Annotated in this window: 18 protein-coding genes; 11 read left to right on the forward strand and 7 right to left on the reverse strand. The window is 72.3% G+C overall.

Going from position 1 to position 18,532, the window contains the following annotated elements; all coding sequences use genetic code 11:
- Positions 1-114: 114 nt before the first annotated feature.
- A complete protein-coding gene (locus AMYTH_RS47190; RefSeq protein WP_027932557.1) occupies positions 115-1,131 on the reverse strand; it encodes a hypothetical protein in 1,017 nt (338 codons plus the stop codon).
- A gap of 475 nt (positions 1,132-1,606) precedes the next feature.
- On the opposite strand from AMYTH_RS47190, the gene AMYTH_RS0124770 reads away from it, so the two are divergent.
- Complete coding sequence (locus tag AMYTH_RS0124770; protein ID WP_027932558.1) at positions 1,607-2,422, forward strand: M23 family metallopeptidase; 816 nt, start codon at positions 1,607-1,609, stop codon at positions 2,420-2,422.
- A 19-nt stretch (positions 2,423-2,441) separates the two neighbouring features.
- On the opposite strand, the gene AMYTH_RS0124775 is transcribed toward AMYTH_RS0124770, so the two are convergent.
- Both AMYTH_RS0124775 and pcrA read right to left on the reverse strand, forming a co-directional pair.
- Entirely contained in the window at positions 2,442-2,693 is a 252-nt protein-coding gene (locus AMYTH_RS0124775; protein ID WP_020420065.1) for a hypothetical protein, read from the reverse strand.
- Between the two features lie 358 nt (positions 2,694-3,051).
- The gene (gene pcrA / locus AMYTH_RS0124780; protein ID WP_027932559.1) at positions 3,052-5,457 is read right to left on the reverse strand and encodes a DNA helicase PcrA; all 2,406 of its coding nucleotides are present in this window, start codon (positions 5,455-5,457) and stop codon (positions 3,052-3,054) included.
- Positions 5,458-5,567: 110 nt separating this feature from the next.
- Between pcrA and AMYTH_RS0124785 the strand changes: the two genes are divergently transcribed.
- The 7 genes from AMYTH_RS0124785 (at position 5,568) to AMYTH_RS0124815 (ending at position 11,969) form a co-directional block, all read left to right on the forward strand.
- On the forward strand, positions 5,568-5,954 hold the full coding sequence (locus AMYTH_RS0124785) for a DUF1707 SHOCT-like domain-containing protein (protein ID WP_027932560.1): 387 nt from the start codon (positions 5,568-5,570) through the stop codon (positions 5,952-5,954).
- 168 nt (positions 5,955-6,122) lie between these two features.
- A complete protein-coding gene (locus AMYTH_RS0124790) occupies positions 6,123-6,428 on the forward strand; it encodes a chorismate mutase (protein WP_017986713.1) in 306 nt (101 codons plus the stop codon).
- Between the two features lie 64 nt (positions 6,429-6,492).
- Positions 6,493-6,798: a hypothetical protein gene (locus AMYTH_RS0124795; protein ID WP_017986712.1), complete on the forward strand. Its 306-nt coding sequence runs from the start codon at positions 6,493-6,495 to the stop codon at positions 6,796-6,798.
- A gap of 228 nt (positions 6,799-7,026) precedes the next feature.
- Positions 7,027-8,217, forward strand: a complete 1,191-nt coding sequence (locus AMYTH_RS0124800) for a hypothetical protein (protein WP_228684944.1) — start codon at positions 7,027-7,029, stop codon at positions 8,215-8,217.
- 162 nt (positions 8,218-8,379) lie between these two features.
- Positions 8,380-9,222 carry a hypothetical protein gene (locus AMYTH_RS0124805; RefSeq protein WP_027932562.1) on the forward strand — a complete coding sequence of 281 codons (843 nt, stop codon included), beginning with the start codon at positions 8,380-8,382 and terminating at the stop codon, positions 9,220-9,222.
- A 183-nt stretch (positions 9,223-9,405) separates the two neighbouring features.
- Positions 9,406-10,944: a serine/threonine-protein kinase gene (locus AMYTH_RS0124810; RefSeq protein WP_027932563.1), complete on the forward strand. Its 1,539-nt coding sequence runs from the start codon at positions 9,406-9,408 to the stop codon at positions 10,942-10,944.
- 80 nt (positions 10,945-11,024) lie between these two features.
- Positions 11,025-11,969: a serine/threonine-protein kinase gene (locus tag AMYTH_RS0124815; RefSeq protein WP_027932564.1), complete on the forward strand. Its 945-nt coding sequence runs from the start codon at positions 11,025-11,027 to the stop codon at positions 11,967-11,969.
- A gap of 243 nt (positions 11,970-12,212) precedes the next feature.
- Here the strand turns inward: AMYTH_RS0124815 and AMYTH_RS45690 are convergent, their stop codons facing one another.
- Positions 12,213-13,091, reverse strand: coding sequence for a LysR family transcriptional regulator (locus tag AMYTH_RS45690; protein ID WP_228684946.1), 879 nt, complete (start codon positions 13,089-13,091; stop codon positions 12,213-12,215).
- 107 nt (positions 13,092-13,198) lie between these two features.
- Here AMYTH_RS45690 and AMYTH_RS45695 point away from each other — a divergent pair, with 107 nt between their 5' ends.
- A complete protein-coding gene (locus tag AMYTH_RS45695) occupies positions 13,199-14,119 on the forward strand; it encodes a DMT family transporter (protein ID WP_037324052.1) in 921 nt (306 codons plus the stop codon).
- Here AMYTH_RS45695 and AMYTH_RS0124830 read toward each other — a convergent pair.
- Complete coding sequence (locus tag AMYTH_RS0124830) at positions 14,077-14,751, reverse strand: response regulator (RefSeq protein WP_020420055.1); 675 nt, start codon at positions 14,749-14,751, stop codon at positions 14,077-14,079. The genes AMYTH_RS45695 and AMYTH_RS0124830 overlap by 43 nt on opposite strands.
- Positions 14,748-16,097 (reverse strand): ATP-binding protein, encoded by a 1,350-nt coding sequence (locus tag AMYTH_RS0124835; protein ID WP_027932565.1) that lies wholly within the window; start codon positions 16,095-16,097, stop codon positions 14,748-14,750. The genes AMYTH_RS0124830 and AMYTH_RS0124835 overlap by 4 nt, the downstream gene beginning before the upstream one ends.
- Before the next feature lie 113 nt (positions 16,098-16,210).
- On the opposite strand from AMYTH_RS0124835, the gene AMYTH_RS0124840 reads away from it, so the two are divergent.
- Positions 16,211-17,473 carry a PspC domain-containing protein gene (locus AMYTH_RS0124840; RefSeq protein ID WP_027932566.1) on the forward strand — a complete coding sequence of 421 codons (1,263 nt, stop codon included), beginning with the start codon at positions 16,211-16,213 and terminating at the stop codon, positions 17,471-17,473.
- A complete protein-coding gene (locus AMYTH_RS0124845; protein ID WP_017986702.1) occupies positions 17,466-17,705 on the forward strand; it encodes a hypothetical protein in 240 nt (79 codons plus the stop codon). The genes AMYTH_RS0124840 and AMYTH_RS0124845 overlap by 8 nt, the downstream gene beginning before the upstream one ends.
- Positions 17,706-17,761: 56 nt before the next feature.
- Here AMYTH_RS0124845 and AMYTH_RS0124850 read toward each other — a convergent pair whose 3' ends face one another.
- Positions 17,762-18,526 (reverse strand): GIDE domain-containing protein, encoded by a 765-nt coding sequence (locus AMYTH_RS0124850; RefSeq protein ID WP_027932567.1) that lies wholly within the window; start codon positions 18,524-18,526, stop codon positions 17,762-17,764.
- Between the last annotated feature and the right edge of the window lie 6 nt (positions 18,527-18,532).

An 18,532-nucleotide genomic window follows, 5' to 3' on the forward strand; every position in this document is an offset into this window, starting at 1 on the left:
GCTCGGCCAGGGCTGGCGGCGGGGGCGCGGCCACGGCGGGCACCAGCAGCCCCGGCAGAACCACCGCCCGAGACAGAAGCCCGACCAGAGTCATCGTCAGGCGCAAAGGCCTGATCAGCGGCGTCGGCGGGGGTGACGGCTCCGCCAGAGTCGGCGGCGGGGGCGCGGGCAACGGCGGGCACCAGCAGCCCCGGCAGAACCACCGCCCGAGGCAGAAGCCCGACCAGAGTCGTCGTCAGGGGCAGAGGCCTGGTCAGCGGCGTCGGCGGGGGTGGCGGCTCGGCCCGGGCTGGCGGCGGGGGCGCGGCCAGAGCTGCCGATCCGGGCGGTGTATTCGGTGTTCGGCTTCACAGCAGGGATTGCGCCGGCGCGGTCGTTCGCGTCTCCCGCGCTGACTGCGTCCGGCTCACCAGCCGCCTTCTCGTCAGCACTGTCACCAGCCGGCTCGTCGATCGAGCGCGACTCGCCCTCGCCGCCTGCGGCTCCCCCGTTCACTGCGGCAGCACCGCCGGGTGCGTCACCGTCGGCGGTCCGGGCGATGCTGCCGGGATCGGCCACGGGATCGGTGCTGGGGCCGCCCGGGCCAGGGCCTCCGGCTCGGGCGGCGGCGGCCTCGGCTGCGGCGGAGGCCCTCGGCGTCCACGGGGTGTCCGCCTTCGGGGCAGCGGCTCGTGTTGCCATCACCCCCGCGGCGATCGCCGCCAGGTGGCCGGCCAGCAGGAGCCACAGGCCGGGCGCGGTGCCGGGGTCGGCCAGTGAGTGCAGCCGGAACAGCTCCGGACGCGCGGCGCGGACCGGGTCCGTCAGCAGGATCAGGTCGAGCACCAGCCGCCCGGGGGCGAGCGCCGCCACGGCGGCCAGCACTCCCGCCGCCGTCTGGTGGCGTCCCTTCAGCGCCAGCACCGCGACCACGGCCATCGGCGCGACGGCGAGCACCACCAGCAACGGCACGCTGTGGAAACCCCGCGCCACGCCGTTCACAACGGGCACGGCGGCACCCACGGCGAGCAGCACGGCCGAGACCGCACCCACCACGTAGGCCGCGACTGACGGGGAGCGGCCCGCGGCGGCCGTGTCGGGGATGGCGTCGAGCTGCACGGCAGCCGCGCCGCCGGTGCTGTCAGTGTCCATGTGTTCTCACGTCGTCGAGGGTCGGAGGAGCGGTCGGGACGGCCGGCCTCGGCGTCCGAGAGCCGCGGCGCACCGCAGCCTGTGCCTGACACCGGCGCCCGGCACCACCGCCTCACAGACGAGCGCGGGCCCGCGCGGTCTCGCTACCGACACCGGCGCCGACGCTAGCAAGCCTCCGAGGTTGCCCCCGGAACCCCACGAACTAACAAACCGTGTCGGACGTCACACCAACGGCGGAATATCCCCTCTACCCAGTGTCATCGCCGCTGCTGGACGGCCGGCCCGCGCCCCACGTTCGGCCCAGACGGCGGCCGGTTCTTGCCGACGACCACATCCCTTCGTTACTGTCCCCCGGTCCCCATCACGGTCAGGTCACGATGTGGGCGACGGGCAGCCAACCCCCCGAACGGTTGCCCACCGGGATCCCCCGCCCGGCGCCTACGGTCTGACCCCCCGAGCAACGGAAGGCCCTGACTTGGCTCGATACCGCTCCCCCGGCGGCCAAGCTCCTTCCCCGGAACTCGACGACGACGCTCAGGACGGCGCCGTCGTCCGGGTCCGGGGCGCCCACCGGCTCCCCGCGCCTTCGTCGGCGCTGCGCGGCCGGGTCGTCGTCGCCGCTGTCGCGGCCGGCGCGTTCGCCGCTGCCGCCGCAGGACAGACCCTCCAGGCCGTGCAGACCTCCGACGCCGGTGTGACCCCGCTGGCCAACGCCGAGGACGCCAGCGCGTCGTTCGCCGTCGGTGGTGACGCTCCCACCGGCGCTCCCGAGATCCTTCCCGCGGCCAACTTCACGGACGCGTCGGCCGAGGTGCAGCGCCTCACCGACAGCGAGAACGTCACGATGGCCCGCCAGGCCCGGGACGCCGAAGCCGCCCGCGCCGCCGCCGAAGAGGCCGCCCGCCCGAAGACCTGCCTGCCCGCGAAGGGCACGTACACCTCCGGCTTCGGCGCCCGCTGGGGCACCAGCCACTACGGCATCGACATCGCCAACTCGATCGGCACCCCGATCTACGCCGCCTCCGACGGCACCGTGATCGAGGCCGGCCCGGCCAGCGGCTTCGGCCTGTGGGTGAAGATCCAGCTGGACGACGGCACCGTGCAGGTGTACGGCCACATGAACAGCTACTCGGTGCGCGAGGGCCAGAAGGTCAAGTGCGGCCAAAAGATCGCCGAGATCGGCAACCGCGGCCAGAGCACCGGCCCGCACCTGCACTTCGAGGTGTGGCTCAACGGCACCAAGAAGGTCGACCCGCGCACCTGGCTCGCCGCCCGCGGCGTCTACCTGTGACGGCCCCTCCCGTGCTCGTTCACGGGGCGTCCGGCCGCACGAAATAGGCCACCGCGACCTGCCAGACCCCGCACAGCCGCCGCGAAGTGCGCCGGCACAGGACGCACCGGCCGTCCGGCCCGCCGTGCCGCTCCAGCAGCGCCTGCCAGGCTCCGAGGACGACGAGAGCCTCCGCGGCCGGTAGTGCACCGTCGCGAGCCGCACGCGCGACCATGCGCTCGACGCGTTCCAGGACGCCCGCCCGCACGTACGGGAACCACTGCCTGCCCACACCATGACCTCCCGAGGGTTCGAACTTTCGTTCGAGACAGTTGTATCGGAGGGGTCTGACAGTTTTGGCGTGCTCGGGCAGCGGGGCTCGACGTTCGCTCGAACGGGTTAACGGTCCGGGCGCACGCTCGAGTTGCGGGTGGTCAGGCAGGCATAGGCAGCCGGTTGTGGTGGTTGCCGGGGAGCGGGACGCCACCGCGGCGCAGAGGGCCCAACAGCATGGATCGCAGGCCGCGGTCGGCAGCAAGCACCGCACAAGCAACCAACAGCTTGGCAGCCAGCGAACGGCACATCACGGCGGCAAAGAAGACCGCCACGGCGGCGGCCGGCGCACGGCACGCCACCGCGGCGAACAGGACCTACAGCTTCACCATCGGCACGCTGCCGATCAGCATCAGCTTCACCTTGCCCGCACTGCCGAAATCGATCGTCGCCGTGGCGCGGGGGCCCTCGCCGGACGCCTCGACCACCGTGCCGAGCCCGTACTTGTCGTGGTTGACCCGGTCGCCCACCTCGAGCTTCAGCGCGACCGTGTTCTGCCAGCCCTTGAACGGCGTCGACCGCATGCCGCGGGCCGCGATGCCTGCCTGCGCGGAATCCTCGCCGAAGCGCGAGCGGCGGCCCCAGGTGGTCGCGGCGCGCGGGGACCCGAACGACGACTCGGCGGCGGACGACGGCTCCTCGCGGCGCCAGTCGAGCAGCTCGGACGGCACCTCGTCGAAGAACCGGGACGCCGGGTTCGTCATCGGCTGCCCCCACGCCGACCGGGTGATCGCCCGGCTCAGGTACAGCCGCTGCCGCGCCCGCGTGATCGCCACGTACGCCAGCCGCCGCTCCTCCGCCAGCTCGGCGGGCTCGCCCAGCGCACGCAGGTGCGGGAACACCCCGTCCTCCCAGCCGGTGCAGAACACGACCGGGTACTCCAGCCCCTTGGCGGTGTGCACGGTCATCAGCGTGACCACGCCGGAGTCCTCTTCCTCGCCGTCCTCGTCCGGCGTCGGCACCGAGTCGGCGTCCGCGACGAGCGACACCCGCTCCAGGAACGCCGCCAGCGAGCCCGGCTCGGGCACCCCGTCGTCGTCCTCGGCAAGCGGCGCCATCTCGGCCGCCTGCTCCGTGAACTCGCGGGCGACGGTGACGAGCTCGGTCAGGTTGTCCACGCGCGAGGCGTCCTGCGGGTCGTCGGACTCCTCCAGCTCGGCCCGGTACCCGGTGCGCTCGAGCACCGCTTCGAGCACGTCCGCGACCTCGGCGCCGCTGTCGACCAGCTCGATCAGCCCGTCGAGCAGCTCGACGAACCCGGCGATCGCCTTGGCCGAGCGCGGGTTGAGCAGCGCCACCCGGCCCGCCGCGGCGTCGCGCAGCGCGGCCGCGAAGGAGATCCGCTCGCGCTCGGCGTGCGTCGCCACGCACGCCTCGGCCCGGTCGCCGATGCCCCGCTTGGGCACGTTCAGGATGCGGCGCAGGCTGACCGTGTCCTCCGGGTTGGCCAGCACCCGCAGGTAGGCCAGCGCGTCCCGGACCTCGCGGCGCTCGTAGAACCGGACGCCGCCGACCACCCGGTAGGGCAGGCCGAGCCGGATGAAGATCTCCTCGAACACGCGGGACTGGTTGTTGGTGCGGTAGAAGACCGCGACGTCGGAGTACTTCGCCTGCCCCTGGTCGACCAGCGCGTCGATCTCGCCCGCGACGAACGCCGCCTCGTCGTGCTCGTTGTCGGCGACGTACACGCCGATCTTCTCGCCGTCGCCCGAGTCGGTCCACAGCCGCTTGTCCCGGCGGTTGGGGTTTCGCGCGATGACCGCGTTGGCCGCGGACAGGATGGTCTGGGTGGAGCGGTAGTTCTGCTCCAGCAGGATCGTGCGGGCGTCCGGGAAGTCCCGCTCGAACTCCTCGATGTTGCGGATCGTGGCGCCGCGGAAGGCGTAGATCGACTGGTCGGCGTCACCGACCACGCACAGCTCCGCCGGCTCGACGCCGGACTCGCTCGTCGACGTGCCGACCAGCTCCCGCACCAGCGTGTACTGGGCGTGGTTGGTGTCCTGGTACTCGTCGACCAGCACGTGCCGGAACCGGCGGCGGTAGTGCTCGGCCACGTCCGGGAAGGCCTGGAACAGCTCGACGGTGCGCATGATCAGGTCGTCGAAGTCGAACGCGTTGGCCAGCCGCAGCCGCCGCTGGTACTCGGCGTAGACCTCGGCGACGCGGCGCTCCAGGTCGTTGGACGCCTTCGCCGCGGCGTCCTCCGGATCGGTCAGCTCGTTCTTGTGGTTGGAGATGTGCACGGCCAGCGCGCGGGCCGGGTAGCGCTTGGGGTCGACGTCCAGGTCGCGCGCAACGAGCGTGACCAGCCGCCGCGTGTCGTCGGCGTCGTAGATCGAGAAGTTCGACGACATGTCCAGCGTCTTGGCCTCGCGGCGCAGCAACCGCACGCACATCGAGTGGAACGTGGAGACCCACATCGCGTTGGCCCGCCTGCCGACGAGGTCGCTGACGCGCTCGCGCATCTCGGCCGCGGCCTTGTTGGTGAACGTGATCGCCATGATCTCGCCGGGGTGCACGCCGCGTTCGGCCAGCAGGTAGGCGATCCGGCGGGTCAGCACCCGGGTCTTGCCCGACCCGGCGCCCGCGACGACCAGCAGCGGCGCGCCCGCGTGCGTGACCGCCTCCCGCTGCGCGGGGTTGAGGTCGGCGAGCAGGTCGGCGTGGCGGCCCGGCGCTGGGCGCGCGGGCGGCTCGGCGGGGAGGTCGAACAGGGTGCTCATCGGTTCTCCACGCTACTCGGGGGCACTGACGGTTTACCGCGCCGGACGTACCGCCAGGTGTCGTCGGCGGACGGACGCGCGCCCGCTCGCCGCGGCGGAGGATCGACGGCATGGACGCACCATCGAACCGGATCCGCGCCGGGGACCAGGACCGGGAGCGCGTGGCGACCCGGCTGCAGGAAGCGAGCGGCGAGGGCAGGCTGACCCTAGGCGAAGCGGAAGATCGCCTCGCCGCCGCCTACGCCGCGACCTACGTCGACGAACTGTCCGCGCTCACGCGGGACCTACCGGAACCAACGCCGCCGCGCCCCTCCCGCTTCCCCGTGCCCCTGCGGGTGCACGCCGCGGCGGTGGCCGTGCTGTCCGCGCTGCTCATCGCGCGGTTCGTGGTGTCCGGCGCGGAGTTCTTCTGGCCGGTGTTCCCGTTGTTCTGGCTCGGCGTGAGCCTGGTCGCACACGCGGCCGTCCGCGCACGGGGGCGAGTTGTGCCATACTGATCTCGTGCAGCACCACGCGTACCGATTTTTCTACGGGACCCGGACTCCGGCTCCCGTGATCGCGTAGGTGCCCACACCAAACCGTCACCACAAGCCCCGGAGTCCACGGACCCGGGGCTTTCGTCGGCTTCGGGGCCGTGCGGGTCCGGGAACCGACCGGAGGGCCCGATGAACGCACAGACGAACGAGAAAGCCACCCCGCCGGAGACCTCCGGCGAACCCGTCGCCTCGGCCGAGGAGATCGCCGAGCTGCGCAAGGAGATCGACTGGCTCGACTCCGAGATCCTGCGGCTCGTCAAGCGCCGGGTCGAGGTCTCCCAGACGATCGGCGCCGCGCGGATGGCCGCGGGCGGCACCCGGATCGTCTACAACCGCGAGATGGACGTGCTCGCCCGTTACCGCGAACTCGGCCCGGACGGCCGCCAGCTCGCGATGGCGTTGCTGAACCTGGGGCGCGGCCGGCTCGGCCGCTGAAAATCGTCCGATTTCCGGGGCTTCCCGGAGGCCCGGCGGCTCGGCGGACGGGCACACTGGAGACATGATTAACGTCATCGCGGTCATCATCGCGATCGCCAGTGTGCTCGCCTCGCTAGCCCATGTGGGTTACCTGGCGCTGCTGAACAACGCGGCGAACAAGCGGGCCGGCGGCGCGCCGGTCGCGCAGTACGTCCGCAGCCGGTGGGCGCTCGCCGGCGGGACGACCGCCGCGTCGCTCCTCGCGTGGCTGTTCACCTCGGGCAACGCCGGGATGGACATCCTCGCGATCATCGTCGCCGCGGGCAGCGGCGCCGTCGCCACCAAGGCGCTGCAGTCGACCCAGGCACGCTACCGAAGCGGTGGGTGACGGGAGCGCCGACGCCCCAACAGAGTGAACTTGCGGGATCACGCTTTGACGACCGGCGTGGGCTCTTACTCTTTAGGGCGTGGGATGCCCCAGATTCGGCTCCGCGCGCCCGGCGACAGGCCGTGCGCGTGCAGATGAACGTGCACCCGCACATGCACGCCCTGCTCCATTCGGTCGAATCGGCCCCCTTCCGGCGTCAGATGACGCAGAGGGCGGTGTCCACACGGCATGACAAGCGGGGCCGATTTCACGGAAAGCTCTCGTTCCCGGACCGGCCGGCACCGCCGTGGTGCCGGAACCTGGACCCCGGTCGTCCCGGCGCACCGGCAGGCCGGCCGCCGCGCGCCGGAGCCGTTCCGGCCGATGCCGGTGAACCCGGTCCGCGCCGAGCCGTTCGACGCCCCCGCCCGCGGCTCGCTGCCGCTGACCGAGCGCATCTCCACCACTGACGTCTTCCCCGCCGCGCACGGCGAGCTGCCCCTGCCCGAGCCGGTCGCCCTGCCCGAGCAGTCCGCGCCGCCTGCCGCGAAGCCGTCGCAGCGGCCCCAGCGGACCAAGGTCAAGCTCACCCCGCCACGCCGCCGCGAGGCCGAGGACACCGACGTGCGCGTGTACGAGGCCGCTCCGGTGACCGGCCTCGGCTCCTTCGACCTCGGCAACGTGCCCGCGTCGGTCACCCCGCCGCGGAGCTGGCGCAAGGCCGCCTGGTTCGCCACCGCCTCGTCGGGCGGCGTCGTCGTCGCGCTGATGTTCGCCGGCTCGGCGTTCGTCGCGAAACCGGCGCCGGACCAGGCGGGGGGCGCGTGGGTGCCCGGTCTCGGCGGCGGGGTGCCCACCCTCTCCGGCGAGCAGATCGCCCCGCCCAGCTCCGGCGGCGACGGGAGCGACACGTCCAGCACGTCCCGCGACGACATCCCGGACACCGGCGCGACGAGTGTCCGGCCGACCGAGAGCGCGGGCGTGCGCGCGCCGTCGGGCTCGACCACGGTCCGCGACACCTCGGCGACCGGCGGCCCGGCGAGCGGCACGACCACCGCGACGCCGACCACCAGCAGCGTGCCGCCCAAGCCGGCGCCCTCCCCCGCGCCCTACGAGGCGGACCCGTACCGGTTCACCATGTACCCGGACGAGGACCCGAAGACGCTGGCCAGCACTTCGCAGACCTACCTCGACACGGTCACCGAGAACCCCGAGGCCGCCGCGAGCCTGACCGACGGCGAGCTGAAGCAGGAAGGCCCGCAGGGGCTGGAGCGCAAGTACGCCGAGGTGGCGTACTTCCAGGTCAAGCACATCCGCGTGCACCAGTACGACGGCAAGACGGTGTGCACCGTGCAGACCGTCTACAAGGACGGCCGCGAGGTCACCGAGGAGCGCACGCTGGAGTTCTCCGGCGACAAGATCACCAGTGACGGTGCCTGACCACCGGACTGCGCCAGGTGGGTGACGGTAACTGCCGTTCGTCGTTCCCCGGTGCCCCTCCACCGATCGGGGGTTGGCCGGTAACGCGGTACGGGGGTTCGCTGATTAACAGCTAGACAGCCCCGGCCAGTCCCCGAGACGGAAGATCCAGACGACAGGTCCATGAGAGTCGCACACGAACGGCGTCGCGCCACCCGCACGCCGGACGCACTCCACGTCGAGGAGCTGATCTCCCCCGAGATCCTCGACAACGAGATGGTCGACCGCGAGTACCTCACACAGGTGTTCCGCGAGCCGCGGAAGTACCTGCCGCCGCCGCGCGTCCGCCCCAGGACCGAGCCGCAGCGGGAGCCGGAGAGCCGCGGCGCGAAGCTCGCCAAGCTCACCGGGCTCACCATGGCGGGCACACTGCTCGTGGGCGCGGTCGTGGCGTCGTCGGTGCTCACCCGCGGCCGGGACCAGTCGGCCGCGCCGGTCAGCCCGGCCCCGCCGCAGATCACCGGTGCGGCCGCGCTGGGCGGCTTCGCCGTCGGCGGCACGCCGGGGGGCAAGCAGGGCAGCAACACCGTCGGTCACGCCCAGGCGACCAGCACCCCGCTCGCGCAGGTGCCGGTGGCCCAGACACAGCCCGCGGAGACCGCCGTGCCCCAGACGGCCGAGGGCTCCGCGACCGCGACGACCACCGCACCCACGCTGACCGACGCGGAGAGGCTTGCGGTGGTCAACGAGTTCTACCGGCGGGTCGACTCCGCACCGGAGAAGGCGCTGGACCTGCTCAGCCCGGCGCTGGCCGGTGAGGAGGCGGGCGACCTGGTGCGGGCGTGGAGCACCATGCGTCAGGTCGAGGTGGTCGAGGCGCGCGTGCAGCCGGATGGGTCCGTGCTCGCCGTGGTGCTGATGCGCCGTGACGACGGCACCCGGCTCCGCGTGACGCAGCAGCTGGGTCTCGACCAGGCCGGACACAGCATTTCCGAAGCGGTCCTGCTGGCCGCCGAGGAGCTGTAGCGGACGCCATACCAGGCGTGGTCGGGCCGCCCCATACAGTGCCGGATGCATGCGCGCAGAGTGAGCACCCTAGCCTTGATTGACGGATCTGGCCCAACCCCCGGCCCACGGGCCGAGCTACGTGCATAGGCTTCCAGGCGTGCGGCACTGTCGCGCCCTGAAACAGCCCCCGAAGGAGGTCGCGTGAGCGACGAGGGTCGCCTGGTCGCCGGCCGGTACCGGATCGAGCGGCGAATCGGCACCGGCGCCATGGGTGCGGTGTGGCAGGCGCACGACGACGTACTCGGCCGTTCGGTCGCGATCAAGCAGTTGCTTCTGCAACCGGGGCTGGACCAGCACGAGGCCGAGGACGCCAAGCAGCGCACGATGCGCGAGGGCCGCATCGCCGCCCGGCTGCACCACCCGAACGCGATCTCCGTCTTCGACGTCGTCACCGACGACAACGGCCACCCGTGCCTGGTGATGGAGTACCTGCCGTCGACGAGCCTCGCCGAGCTGCTGCGCGACCGGAAGACGCTGCCGCCGCGCGAGGTCGCGCGCATCGGCGCCCAGATCGCGGCCGCGCTCAAGGAGGCGCACGCGGTCGGGATCGTGCACCGGGACATCAAGCCCGGCAACATCCTGCTCGCCGACAACGGCGTGGTGAAGATCACCGACTTCGGCATCTCGCGGGCCAAGGACGACGTCACGGTCACCAAGACCGGCATGATCGCGGGCACCCCCGCCTACCTGGCGCCGGAGGTCGCGATCGGTGGCGATCCGGGCCCGGAGGCGGACGTCTTCTCGCTGGGCTCCACGCTGTACGCGGCGTGCGAGGGTCAGCCGCCGTTCGGTTTGAGCGAGAACACCCTGAGCCTGCTGCACGCGGTCGCCGCGGGGCAGATCAACCCGCCGCGGCAGTCCGGTCCGCTCGCCAGCGTGCTGGCCGTGCTGCTGCACCCGGAGGTCCAGCACCGCCCGACCGCCGCGGAGGCCGAGGAGCTGCTCGCGGCCGTGGCGCGCGGTGAGACACCGCTGGGCGGGAATTCGGACGAGACGCAGTTCTCGCCGTCCGGCGGAGCGCTCGCCGGTGGCGCGCTCGCGGCCGGGGCGCTGGGCGCAGCGGCAGGCGCGGGCGCCACGCGGGCCTTCCGCGGCGACGAGCTCGGCGCGCACTCCGGCACACTGGCCGGCGGCGCGAGCGACCAGTTCTACGACGAGTACGACGACTACTCGGACGACCCGTACGCCGCCACCGCCGCGTACCCGACGGACGACTACGACCGCCAGGGCGCGACGCGCGCGGTGCCCGCCGGGTACGACGGCTACGACGACGAGCCCCGGGCCGCCGCGGCGGACGACGAGGACGAGAAGCCGGGCAGGTGGAAGGTGCCGGCCGCGATCGGCGCCGTCGTGGTGGCCGGTCTCGTGGCGCTCGGCATCTGGCTGTTCACGCCGGCGAACAACAACACCACGAACACCACCGAGACCAGCCCGCCGGTGCTCCCGCCGCCGGTGACCAGCTCGTCGGTGGAGACGACGGAGAGCTCGACGCCGACCGCGACGCGGTCGAGCCAGGCCAACGAGCCGACGAAGTCCTCCCCCTCGCGGCGCAGCTCCAGCGAGGAGACTTCGGCGAGCAAACCCAGCTCCAGCAAGAGCCCGACCTCCTCGTCGTCCTCGTCGAGCAGGACCCCCACGAGCACGCCGGAGGAGACCCCGACGTCCGGGGCCAACGGCTGAGTCGACTGCCGGAAACGTTCAGGATCGGTCAGTAGGGTGGTGGGTGACTATCCGACAGGCCGGGACGACGAGAGGGTGTTGTGGGTACTGAGGGCGCACTCGTCGGCGGCCGGTACCGGTTGGACCAACCGATCGGTCGTGGCCGCGCCGGAATCGTGTGGCTGGCGTACGACACGCAGCTGAACCGCACGGTGGCGGCCAAGAAGATGCCGGTCGCGCCGGGGCACAGCGAGCAGTCGATCGCCGCGGCGCTGGAAGAGGGCCGCGCCGCGATGCGGATCCAGCACGCCTGTGCGATCGGGGTCTACGACGTGCTCCGCGACGGGCCGGACCCGTGGGTGGTCATGGAGTACGTGCCCTCCCGCAACATGGCGGACTTCCTCGCCGAGTACGGGACGCTCACGCCCGACCAGACCGCGTTCCTGGGCATCCAGCTCGCCTCCGCGCTGGCCGCGGCGCACCGGGCCGGCGTGGTGCACCGCGGGCTGGAGCCGGGCAACGTGCTGCTCGCCGACGACGGTGGCGTCAAGGTCACCGACATCGGGTTCACCGGCGCCGGCTTCAACCCCGCCTACCGGGCGCCGGAACTCTCGCGGGGCGCGACCGCCGCGCCGGCCACCGACGCGTTCTCGCTCGGCGCCACCCTCTACACGGCTGTCGAAGGCGTGCCGCCCTACGGCGACCACGGCGGCGGGCCGCTGCGCCAGCCGGAGAAGGCCGGTGTGCTCGCGCCCGCGTTGATGAAGCTGCTGCGCGAGGACCCACTGAGCCGGCCCACACTCGGCGACAGCATCACCTCGTTCCAGGCGATCACGCAGGGACGGCAGACGGCGTTCATCCCGCCCACCGCGCCCGCGCTGCCGACGGTGCCCGCGTTCCGGCCGCCGTCGCCGCCGCCTCCTCCGCCGAAGCAACCATTGGTGCGGATCTCGCCGGTCCGGGCGCGGCAGTTGATCCTCGCGACCATGGCTGTGCTGGTTGCGGCTGCTATTGGGATCGGGGTTACGCAGCTTCTTTTTCTTTGAGGTGGCGCTACGCGGGTTTCTACTGCACCGGCTTCGCTTCGCTACGCCCGGATTGAGAGGGCCCCTTCCGAACCCGATCTTTCAGTGTTCGGTTGCCGAGACACCGCGTCAAGGCGGGAAAGCGTGCCTTGACCCGGTGGCTCGGCAACCGATTTGGCTGGGGATCGGGTTGCGGGAGAGGGGTGGCTCGGGGGGTTGGCGCGTTGCGTTGCCGGGTGGCGGTTTGTGTGTTGGGTGGCGCTTTTATGCGGCGACGTCGGTTTTGATGTCCTTGAGCACCTGCAACAGGTGGCGGACGGCGGGCTGGTCGCGTGAGCGGGTGGCCACGGCGGCGTGGATCGGGCGGATCGGCTCCGGGTTGCGGATCCGGCGGATCACCGCGCCGGGCTGGGGTGCGCCCAGGCCCAGCACCGGGACCAGGCTGATGCCGAGACCGGCCGCGACGAAGCCCTGCGCGGTCGCGTAGTCCTCGCACTCCATCACGAAGTTCGGCACGAAACCGGCGGCCCCGCAGGCGGCCATCAGCACGTCCCGGCAGGGGCCGGGCACGCCCTCGTTGCTGATCCACGGCTCGTCGGCCAGGTCGCCCAGGTCCACGACCCGCTTGCGGGCCAGCGGGTGGCTCGTCGGCAGCGCCACGCGGTACGGGTCGTCGAACAGGTGGCACAGCTCGACACCCGGCTTCGAGTACGAGCCCGAGAACACCACGATCGCCACGTCGGCGTCACCGTTCTCCACCTGCGGCAACGCCTCGCCGGGCTCCAGGAGCCGCAGGTCCAGCTTCACGCCTGGGTAGTCGCGGCGGATGGCCGCCACCGCGGGCGGCACCAGCGACGCTCCGGCCGTCGCGAAATAACGGATCGCCAGGCTGCCCGTGCGGCCCGCCTTCAGGTCGGCCAGCTCGGACTCGGCCTTGGACAGCTGCGCGAACACGACCTCGGCATGCTGGGACAACAACGCGCCCGCGGGTGTGGGTCGCACTCCGCGGCCGACCCGCTCCAGCAGCGCCGTGCCTGCCTCACGCTCCAAAGTGGACAACTGCTGGCTGATCGCGGACGGGGTGTAGCCGAGGTTCCGGGCGGCCGCGCTGATCGACCCGCTGGAAACCACGGCCCGCAGCACCTACAGCCGGCGGACGTCGAGCATCCCCCGAGGATACAGTTCTGCTAACAGCACCGTGTAGGGATTTTCGCTTGTCCTTACAGATCACCGGCGCGATCGTGAAGGCCGTGGCCGAAACGAAAACCTTGCTGCGCCTGGCCGCGCTGGCACTCATGTGGGGATCGAGCTTCCTGTGGATCAAGATCGGGCTGCAGGCGTTCACGCCGGTCCAGATCGTGCTCATCCGCACCGTCCTGGGCAGCGCCGTCCTCGTCGGGCTCTGCTACGCCGCTCGTGACCGCCTGCCGGCCGGACGACGGATCTGGAAGCACCTGCTCGTCGCCGCCCTGTTCCACAACGCGCTGCCGTTCCTGCTGTTCGCGATCGGCGAGCAGACCGTCAGCTCGGGTGTGACCGGCGTGCTGAACGCGACCACGCCGCTGTGGACGCTGCTCATGGCCATGCTGATGGGCGTCGAACGCCGGCTCGACCCGCCGAAGCTCGTCGGCCTGCTCGCCGGGCTCGCCGGCACCGTGCTGATCTTCGCGCCGTGGCAGGAATCCGGCCTGCTCAGCTGGGGTGCGCTGGCCTGCGTCGCCGCCGCGGTGAGCTACGGGTTCGTCTTCGTCTACGAGGGCAAACACCTGTCCGGCACCGGCTCGTCGCCGGTTGCGCTGGCGGGCGCGCAGATGACCGCGGCGAGCGGGTTCACGCTGCTCGCGATGCCCGCCGGTGGCACCACGCCGGTGCACCTGTCCGCGGGTCCGGTGATCGCCGTGGTGATCCTCGGGGTGTTCTCCACCGGCGTCGCGTTCGCGCTGAGCTATCGCCTGCTGGCGACCGAAGGCGCGGTCGCCGCATCCACCGTCGGCTACCTGATGCCCATCGTGTCGCTGGCGCTCGGCGCGGTCTTCCTCGGCGAGGACCTCAACCCGCGGATCCTCGCCGGAGTCGCCGTCGTGCTCGCCGGAGTCGCCCTGACCCGCGTGCGGCGCCGGGTCCTCGTTCAGACCAGCCTGCGGTCCGAGGCCCAGCGCGAAAGCTCGTAGCGGTTGGACAGCTGGGTCTTGCGCAGGACGCTGGACACGTGCGTCTCGACCGTCTTCACCGAGATGAACAGCTCCGACGCGATCTCCTTGTACGCGTAGCCCCGCGCGAGCAGGCGCAGCACGTCCCGCTCGCGCGGGGTCAGCAGGTCCAGCTCGGGGTCGCTGATCGGCGCCGAGCCCGGGCGGTCGGCGAACGCGTCCAGCACGAACCCGGCCAGCCGCGGCGAGAACACCGCATCGCCCTCGGCGACCCGCGCGATGGCCCGCACCAGCTCCTTCGACGAGATCGTCTTGGTGACGTACCCGCGGGCGCCGGCGCGGATGACCGCGATGACGTCCTCGGCCGCGTCCGACACCGACAGCGCCAGGAACACGACGTCGGGCAGGTCGGTGCGGACCCGGCGGAGCACCTCCGCGCCACCGCCGTCCGGCATGTGCACGTCGAGCAGCACGACCTGCGGCTTCGTCCGGGCGATGCCGGCGACCGCCTCGGCGACCGAACCCGCCTCGCCGACCACCCGCACCTCGTCGGTGATCGAGTCCAGTTCGGTACGCACCCCGGCCCGGAACAGCGCGTGGTCGTCGACCAGGAACACGCTGATCGGGGCCTTCGGCTGCGGTGTCTCGCTCAACGCGTCCCTCCAGAATCGGCCTTCACCGGCATCTCCAGCTGCACTTCGGTCCCATCTCCCGGCGCCGTGCGCAGCCGTACCGTGCCGCCGTTGCGCTCCATCCTCCCCCGGATCGAGTCGGCGAGGCCATGCCGGTCCTCCGACACGGTCTCCGGGTCGAAACCCTTGCCCCGGTCCCGCACGAACACGGTGACCGCGGTGGGCTCCACCTCGGCGTAGACGCTCACCTCGTCGACCCCGGCGTGCTTGGCCGCGTTGACCATCGCCTCGCGAGCCGCGAGCACCAGCGCGGTGAGCCGGTCGTCCAGCTGCGCCTCCCCCACCACGACCTGCGACACCGAGATCGCGAAGGTGTCCTCCACCTCGCCGCAAGCGTTTGCGATCGCCTGGGAGAAGGCCACCGACCGGTCCTCGCCCTTCTTCTCCGGCGTCCCGTAGCCGGACGGGCCGTAGAGCCAGCCGCGCAGCTCGCGCTCCTGGCTGCGGGCCAGCCGCGCGACCTCCTTCGGCGACTCCGACTGCTTCTGGATCAGCGCCAGGGTCTGCAGCACCGAGTCGTGCAGGTGCGCGGCGATCTCGGCGCGCTCCTCGGTGCGGATGCGGGCCCGGCGCTCCTCCCCCAGGTCGCGGCCCATCCGCAGCCAGAACGGCACGGTCAGCACCGCCACCCCGACCAGCGTCGCGAGCACGGCGAGCAGCGCGAACTGCACCTGATCGAGCGATCCGCTGCGCAGCACGACGACACCGATGCCGGTGATCACCAGCGCGACACCGGCGAGGATCCGGATCGCGGCCGACCACCCGCCGCCGCCGAGCACCATGCCCGCGACGCCGGACCGCGCGCCGTCCCGCCAGCGGCGGCGCTGCGACTCGTCGGCCTCCCGCCACACGACCGCGGCGCCGACCAGGGCCAGCGCCAGTGGCACCGCGACCCACCCGTTGATCGCGCCGGTGATCGCCCCACCCGCGACGAGCAGCCCGACGCCCAGGATGAGCAGACCGATGGCCTGCTGCTTCTCCCTCGGCGTGGCCGGGGCCTCGGTCTCCTCGCGCCGCCGCTGCGGCACGAACACCCACAACAGCCCGTAGGCCACCATCCCGGCCCCGCCGAACGCGGCCAGGATCGCGAACGTGGCGCGCACCCACAGCACCTTGATGCCGAGGTGGTCGGCCAGGCCCGAGGCGACACCCGCCACCACGCGGCTCGACCGGCGCCGGTACATCTTGGGCCGCTCGTCGACCTCCGCCAGCGTGCTCCCGGCAGCAGGCACGACCGCGCCCTCGCCCGGTGGGCGCGGGAGCGGCATGCCGGTCTCGGTGCGCGGCTTCTCCTGCACGTGATCCATGGTTCTGCCATGGTCACACGGCCGCAACCACGATTCATCGGGGAAAACCCCGGGGATCGCGGCCGCCGCAAACTCAGGGTCGTTCCCCGATGTGCGCGCGGGACCGCTGACGCATGCTGGGCACCATGAACGACACGGCAGAGGCTCCGAAACCGCAAGGCCTGGGCGGTTTCGAGGAGACCGTGAAGGACTTCTGGGCCAGCCGGCCGCGCCGTCCCGCCAGGGGCGGCAAGATCGGCGGCGTCGCGGCGGCCATCGGCAACCGGTACGGCATCGACCCGGTGATCGTGCGGGTGGCGTTCGTGACGGCGACCGTGTTCGGCGGCGTCGGCGCTTCGCTGTACCTGCTGTGCTGGCTGCTGTTCCCGGCCGAGGGCGACGAGGTGTCACCCATCGAGTCGCTGTTCGGGCAGGGCCGCAGCTCGATGTCCAAACACATCACGATCGTGCTGGCCATCCTGTTCTTCCCGCTGTCCAGCTGGGCGTTCGCCGGCGGCTGGTTCGACGGGGGCGGCATCATCGGCGCGGCGATGATGGTCACCGCGCTGTACCTGCTGCACCGCGGCCGCGGGCACGTCAACCGGCCGGCGCCGGTGACCCGCGTGGCCACCGAGGTCGGCCCCGCCGCGTTCTCGATGAGCGCGCCGGGCACCACGGAGCGGGCCGAGTCCGGGTGGGATCCGCTGGGCGCGGACCCGATGGCGTGGGACCTGCCGGACCCGGTTCCGCCTCCGGCGCCGGCCCCGCCGCCACCGCCGCGGGCGCCGCGGCGGACGAGCAAGATCGGTGTCGCGACCTTCGGCATCGCGCTGCTGGTCGCCGGGATCGGCGCGGCGATCGGTTCGTCCGGCGACGCGTGGTTCTCGCCGCAGCACGTCATCGGGCTGGTGCTCGGGGTGCTGGGCGTCGGGATGGTGGCAGGCGCGTTCGCCGGTGGCGGCCGCAAGCTGGCCATCCTGGCGGTGCCGCTGTCGATCGCGGGTGTCGCGCTGACCACGGTCCCCGTCGCCGACTACTCCGGCGGGCTGGGCGACCTGCGGGCCACGCCGGTGAGCGCGGCCGAGGTGCTGCCGAGCTACCAGCGCACGGCCGGGACCGTGGACCTGGACCTGACCAGGCTGCCCGCCGACGTGCCGGTGACGACCGAGGTGCACCTCGGCGCGGGCGACACGACGATCCGCGTGCCCGCGACGGCGGACGTCACGTACTCCTGCGAGTCGCAGGCCGGTGACGTGAGCTGCTTCGGCCGCGAAAGCAACGGGGTCGGGATCGCCCCGATCACCGGAGTGGACTACGGGATCGACGGTCCGGGCGGGCTGCAGCTGACGCTGAAGGCCGACCAGGGCGTCGGGAGCTTGGAGGTGCGCCGTGGCTGAGAACCCCTACGCCCACGACACGGAGACGCCGGCGCCGCCGGAGCGGCGACGCGGGGTGGACGTCGTCACGCTGATCCTCGGCATCGCGACGCTCCTGGTGTCGGCCTACGTCCTGTCCGACGGCGCCACGTGGCTGCCCTCCTTCGACCTGAAGTGGGTGCTCGCCGGCGGCGCGGTGCTCGTCGGGGTGCTGATGCTGGGCGCGTCGATGCGGGGAGGCCGGCGGGACTGACGCCGGAGACTGCCAGGCCAGAAGGGAGCCGCGGATGTGTCCGCGGCTCCCTTTTTTCAGGCCATGATCCAGAATTCGGTCACGATCAGGGCGAGGCCCACCAGGACCAGCGCGCAGGCGGCGGCTCCGAGCAGGCGGTGGCGACGGCCCCGGCCTGCACGCAGCTCGCCCTCCGGTTTCGCGGCGATGATGAAATCGCTGCCGTCCTCCGGCTTCCCGATGACCAGCGAGCCCGTCACGTCGCGCGCTTCGCCGAGGACGTAGAGCCAGGTGCCGGGCCGGATGATCCACTCCTCGTAGTGGAAGCCGAGGGTGCCCCGGCCCCGCGGCCACTCGAGACCGAGGAACTCGACCGTCTCGGCCCGGAAATCGGTCTGGTAGGAATCGACCGGCTTTTCCACGGCTTCCGGCCGGGCGCCGTCCACGACCAGCTCGATCGGGCGGCGCTGCGGATCGACGAGCACGAAACTCGGCGGCGCCTGCCCTTCGGCGACCGTGTCCCAGCGCACCCGACGGTGCCCCTTGCGGGTGCGGTAGTACCAGCGCCGCCGGACGCGGTAGCTGTACCAGACGCACGGGGTCTTGCTGAGCTCCGACGTCAGCAGTCCGCCGGCACCCGGCTGAGCGCCGCCGATCACCTCGGTGATCTTGCGGAAGCCGCCCTCGGGTCGCGGCCGCGGGACCATCCGCCGCATCTGCTCCAGTTGCGCGACCGTGAGGGTGGGCGTGGCGGTCATGGCCCGGATCTGCGCGCCCGCCTTGCGCGCGCGGCGGAACAGGAACACCGCCACGACGATCAACGCGATGCCGGCCAGCGACACGCCGCC

The sequence above is a fragment of the Amycolatopsis thermoflava N1165 genome (genome assembly GCF_000473265.1).
GTDB classification, from domain to species: domain Bacteria; phylum Actinomycetota; class Actinomycetes; order Mycobacteriales; family Pseudonocardiaceae; genus Amycolatopsis_E; species Amycolatopsis_E thermoflava.

Coding starts and splice junctions, on each gene's coding strand:
- AMYTH_RS47190 (WP_027932557.1), bottom strand. CDS start 1,131: ATGGACACTGACAGCACCGGCGGCGCGGCTGCCGTGCAGCTCGACGCC.
- pcrA (WP_027932559.1), bottom strand. CDS start 5,457: ATGAGCACCCTGTTCGACCTCCCCGCCGAGCCGCCCGCGCGCCCAGCG.
- AMYTH_RS0124785 (WP_027932560.1), top strand. CDS start 5,568: ATGGACGCACCATCGAACCGGATCCGCGCCGGGGACCAGGACCGGGAG.
- AMYTH_RS0124790 (WP_017986713.1), top strand. CDS start 6,123: ATGAACGCACAGACGAACGAGAAAGCCACCCCGCCGGAGACCTCCGGC.
- AMYTH_RS0124795 (WP_017986712.1), top strand. CDS start 6,493: ATGATTAACGTCATCGCGGTCATCATCGCGATCGCCAGTGTGCTCGCC.
- AMYTH_RS0124800 (WP_228684944.1), top strand. CDS start 7,027: ATGACAAGCGGGGCCGATTTCACGGAAAGCTCTCGTTCCCGGACCGGC.
- AMYTH_RS0124805 (WP_027932562.1), top strand. CDS start 8,380: ATGAGAGTCGCACACGAACGGCGTCGCGCCACCCGCACGCCGGACGCA.
- AMYTH_RS0124835 (WP_027932565.1), bottom strand. CDS start 16,097: ATGGATCACGTGCAGGAGAAGCCGCGCACCGAGACCGGCATGCCGCTC.
- AMYTH_RS0124840 (WP_027932566.1), top strand. CDS start 16,211: ATGCTGGGCACCATGAACGACACGGCAGAGGCTCCGAAACCGCAAGGC.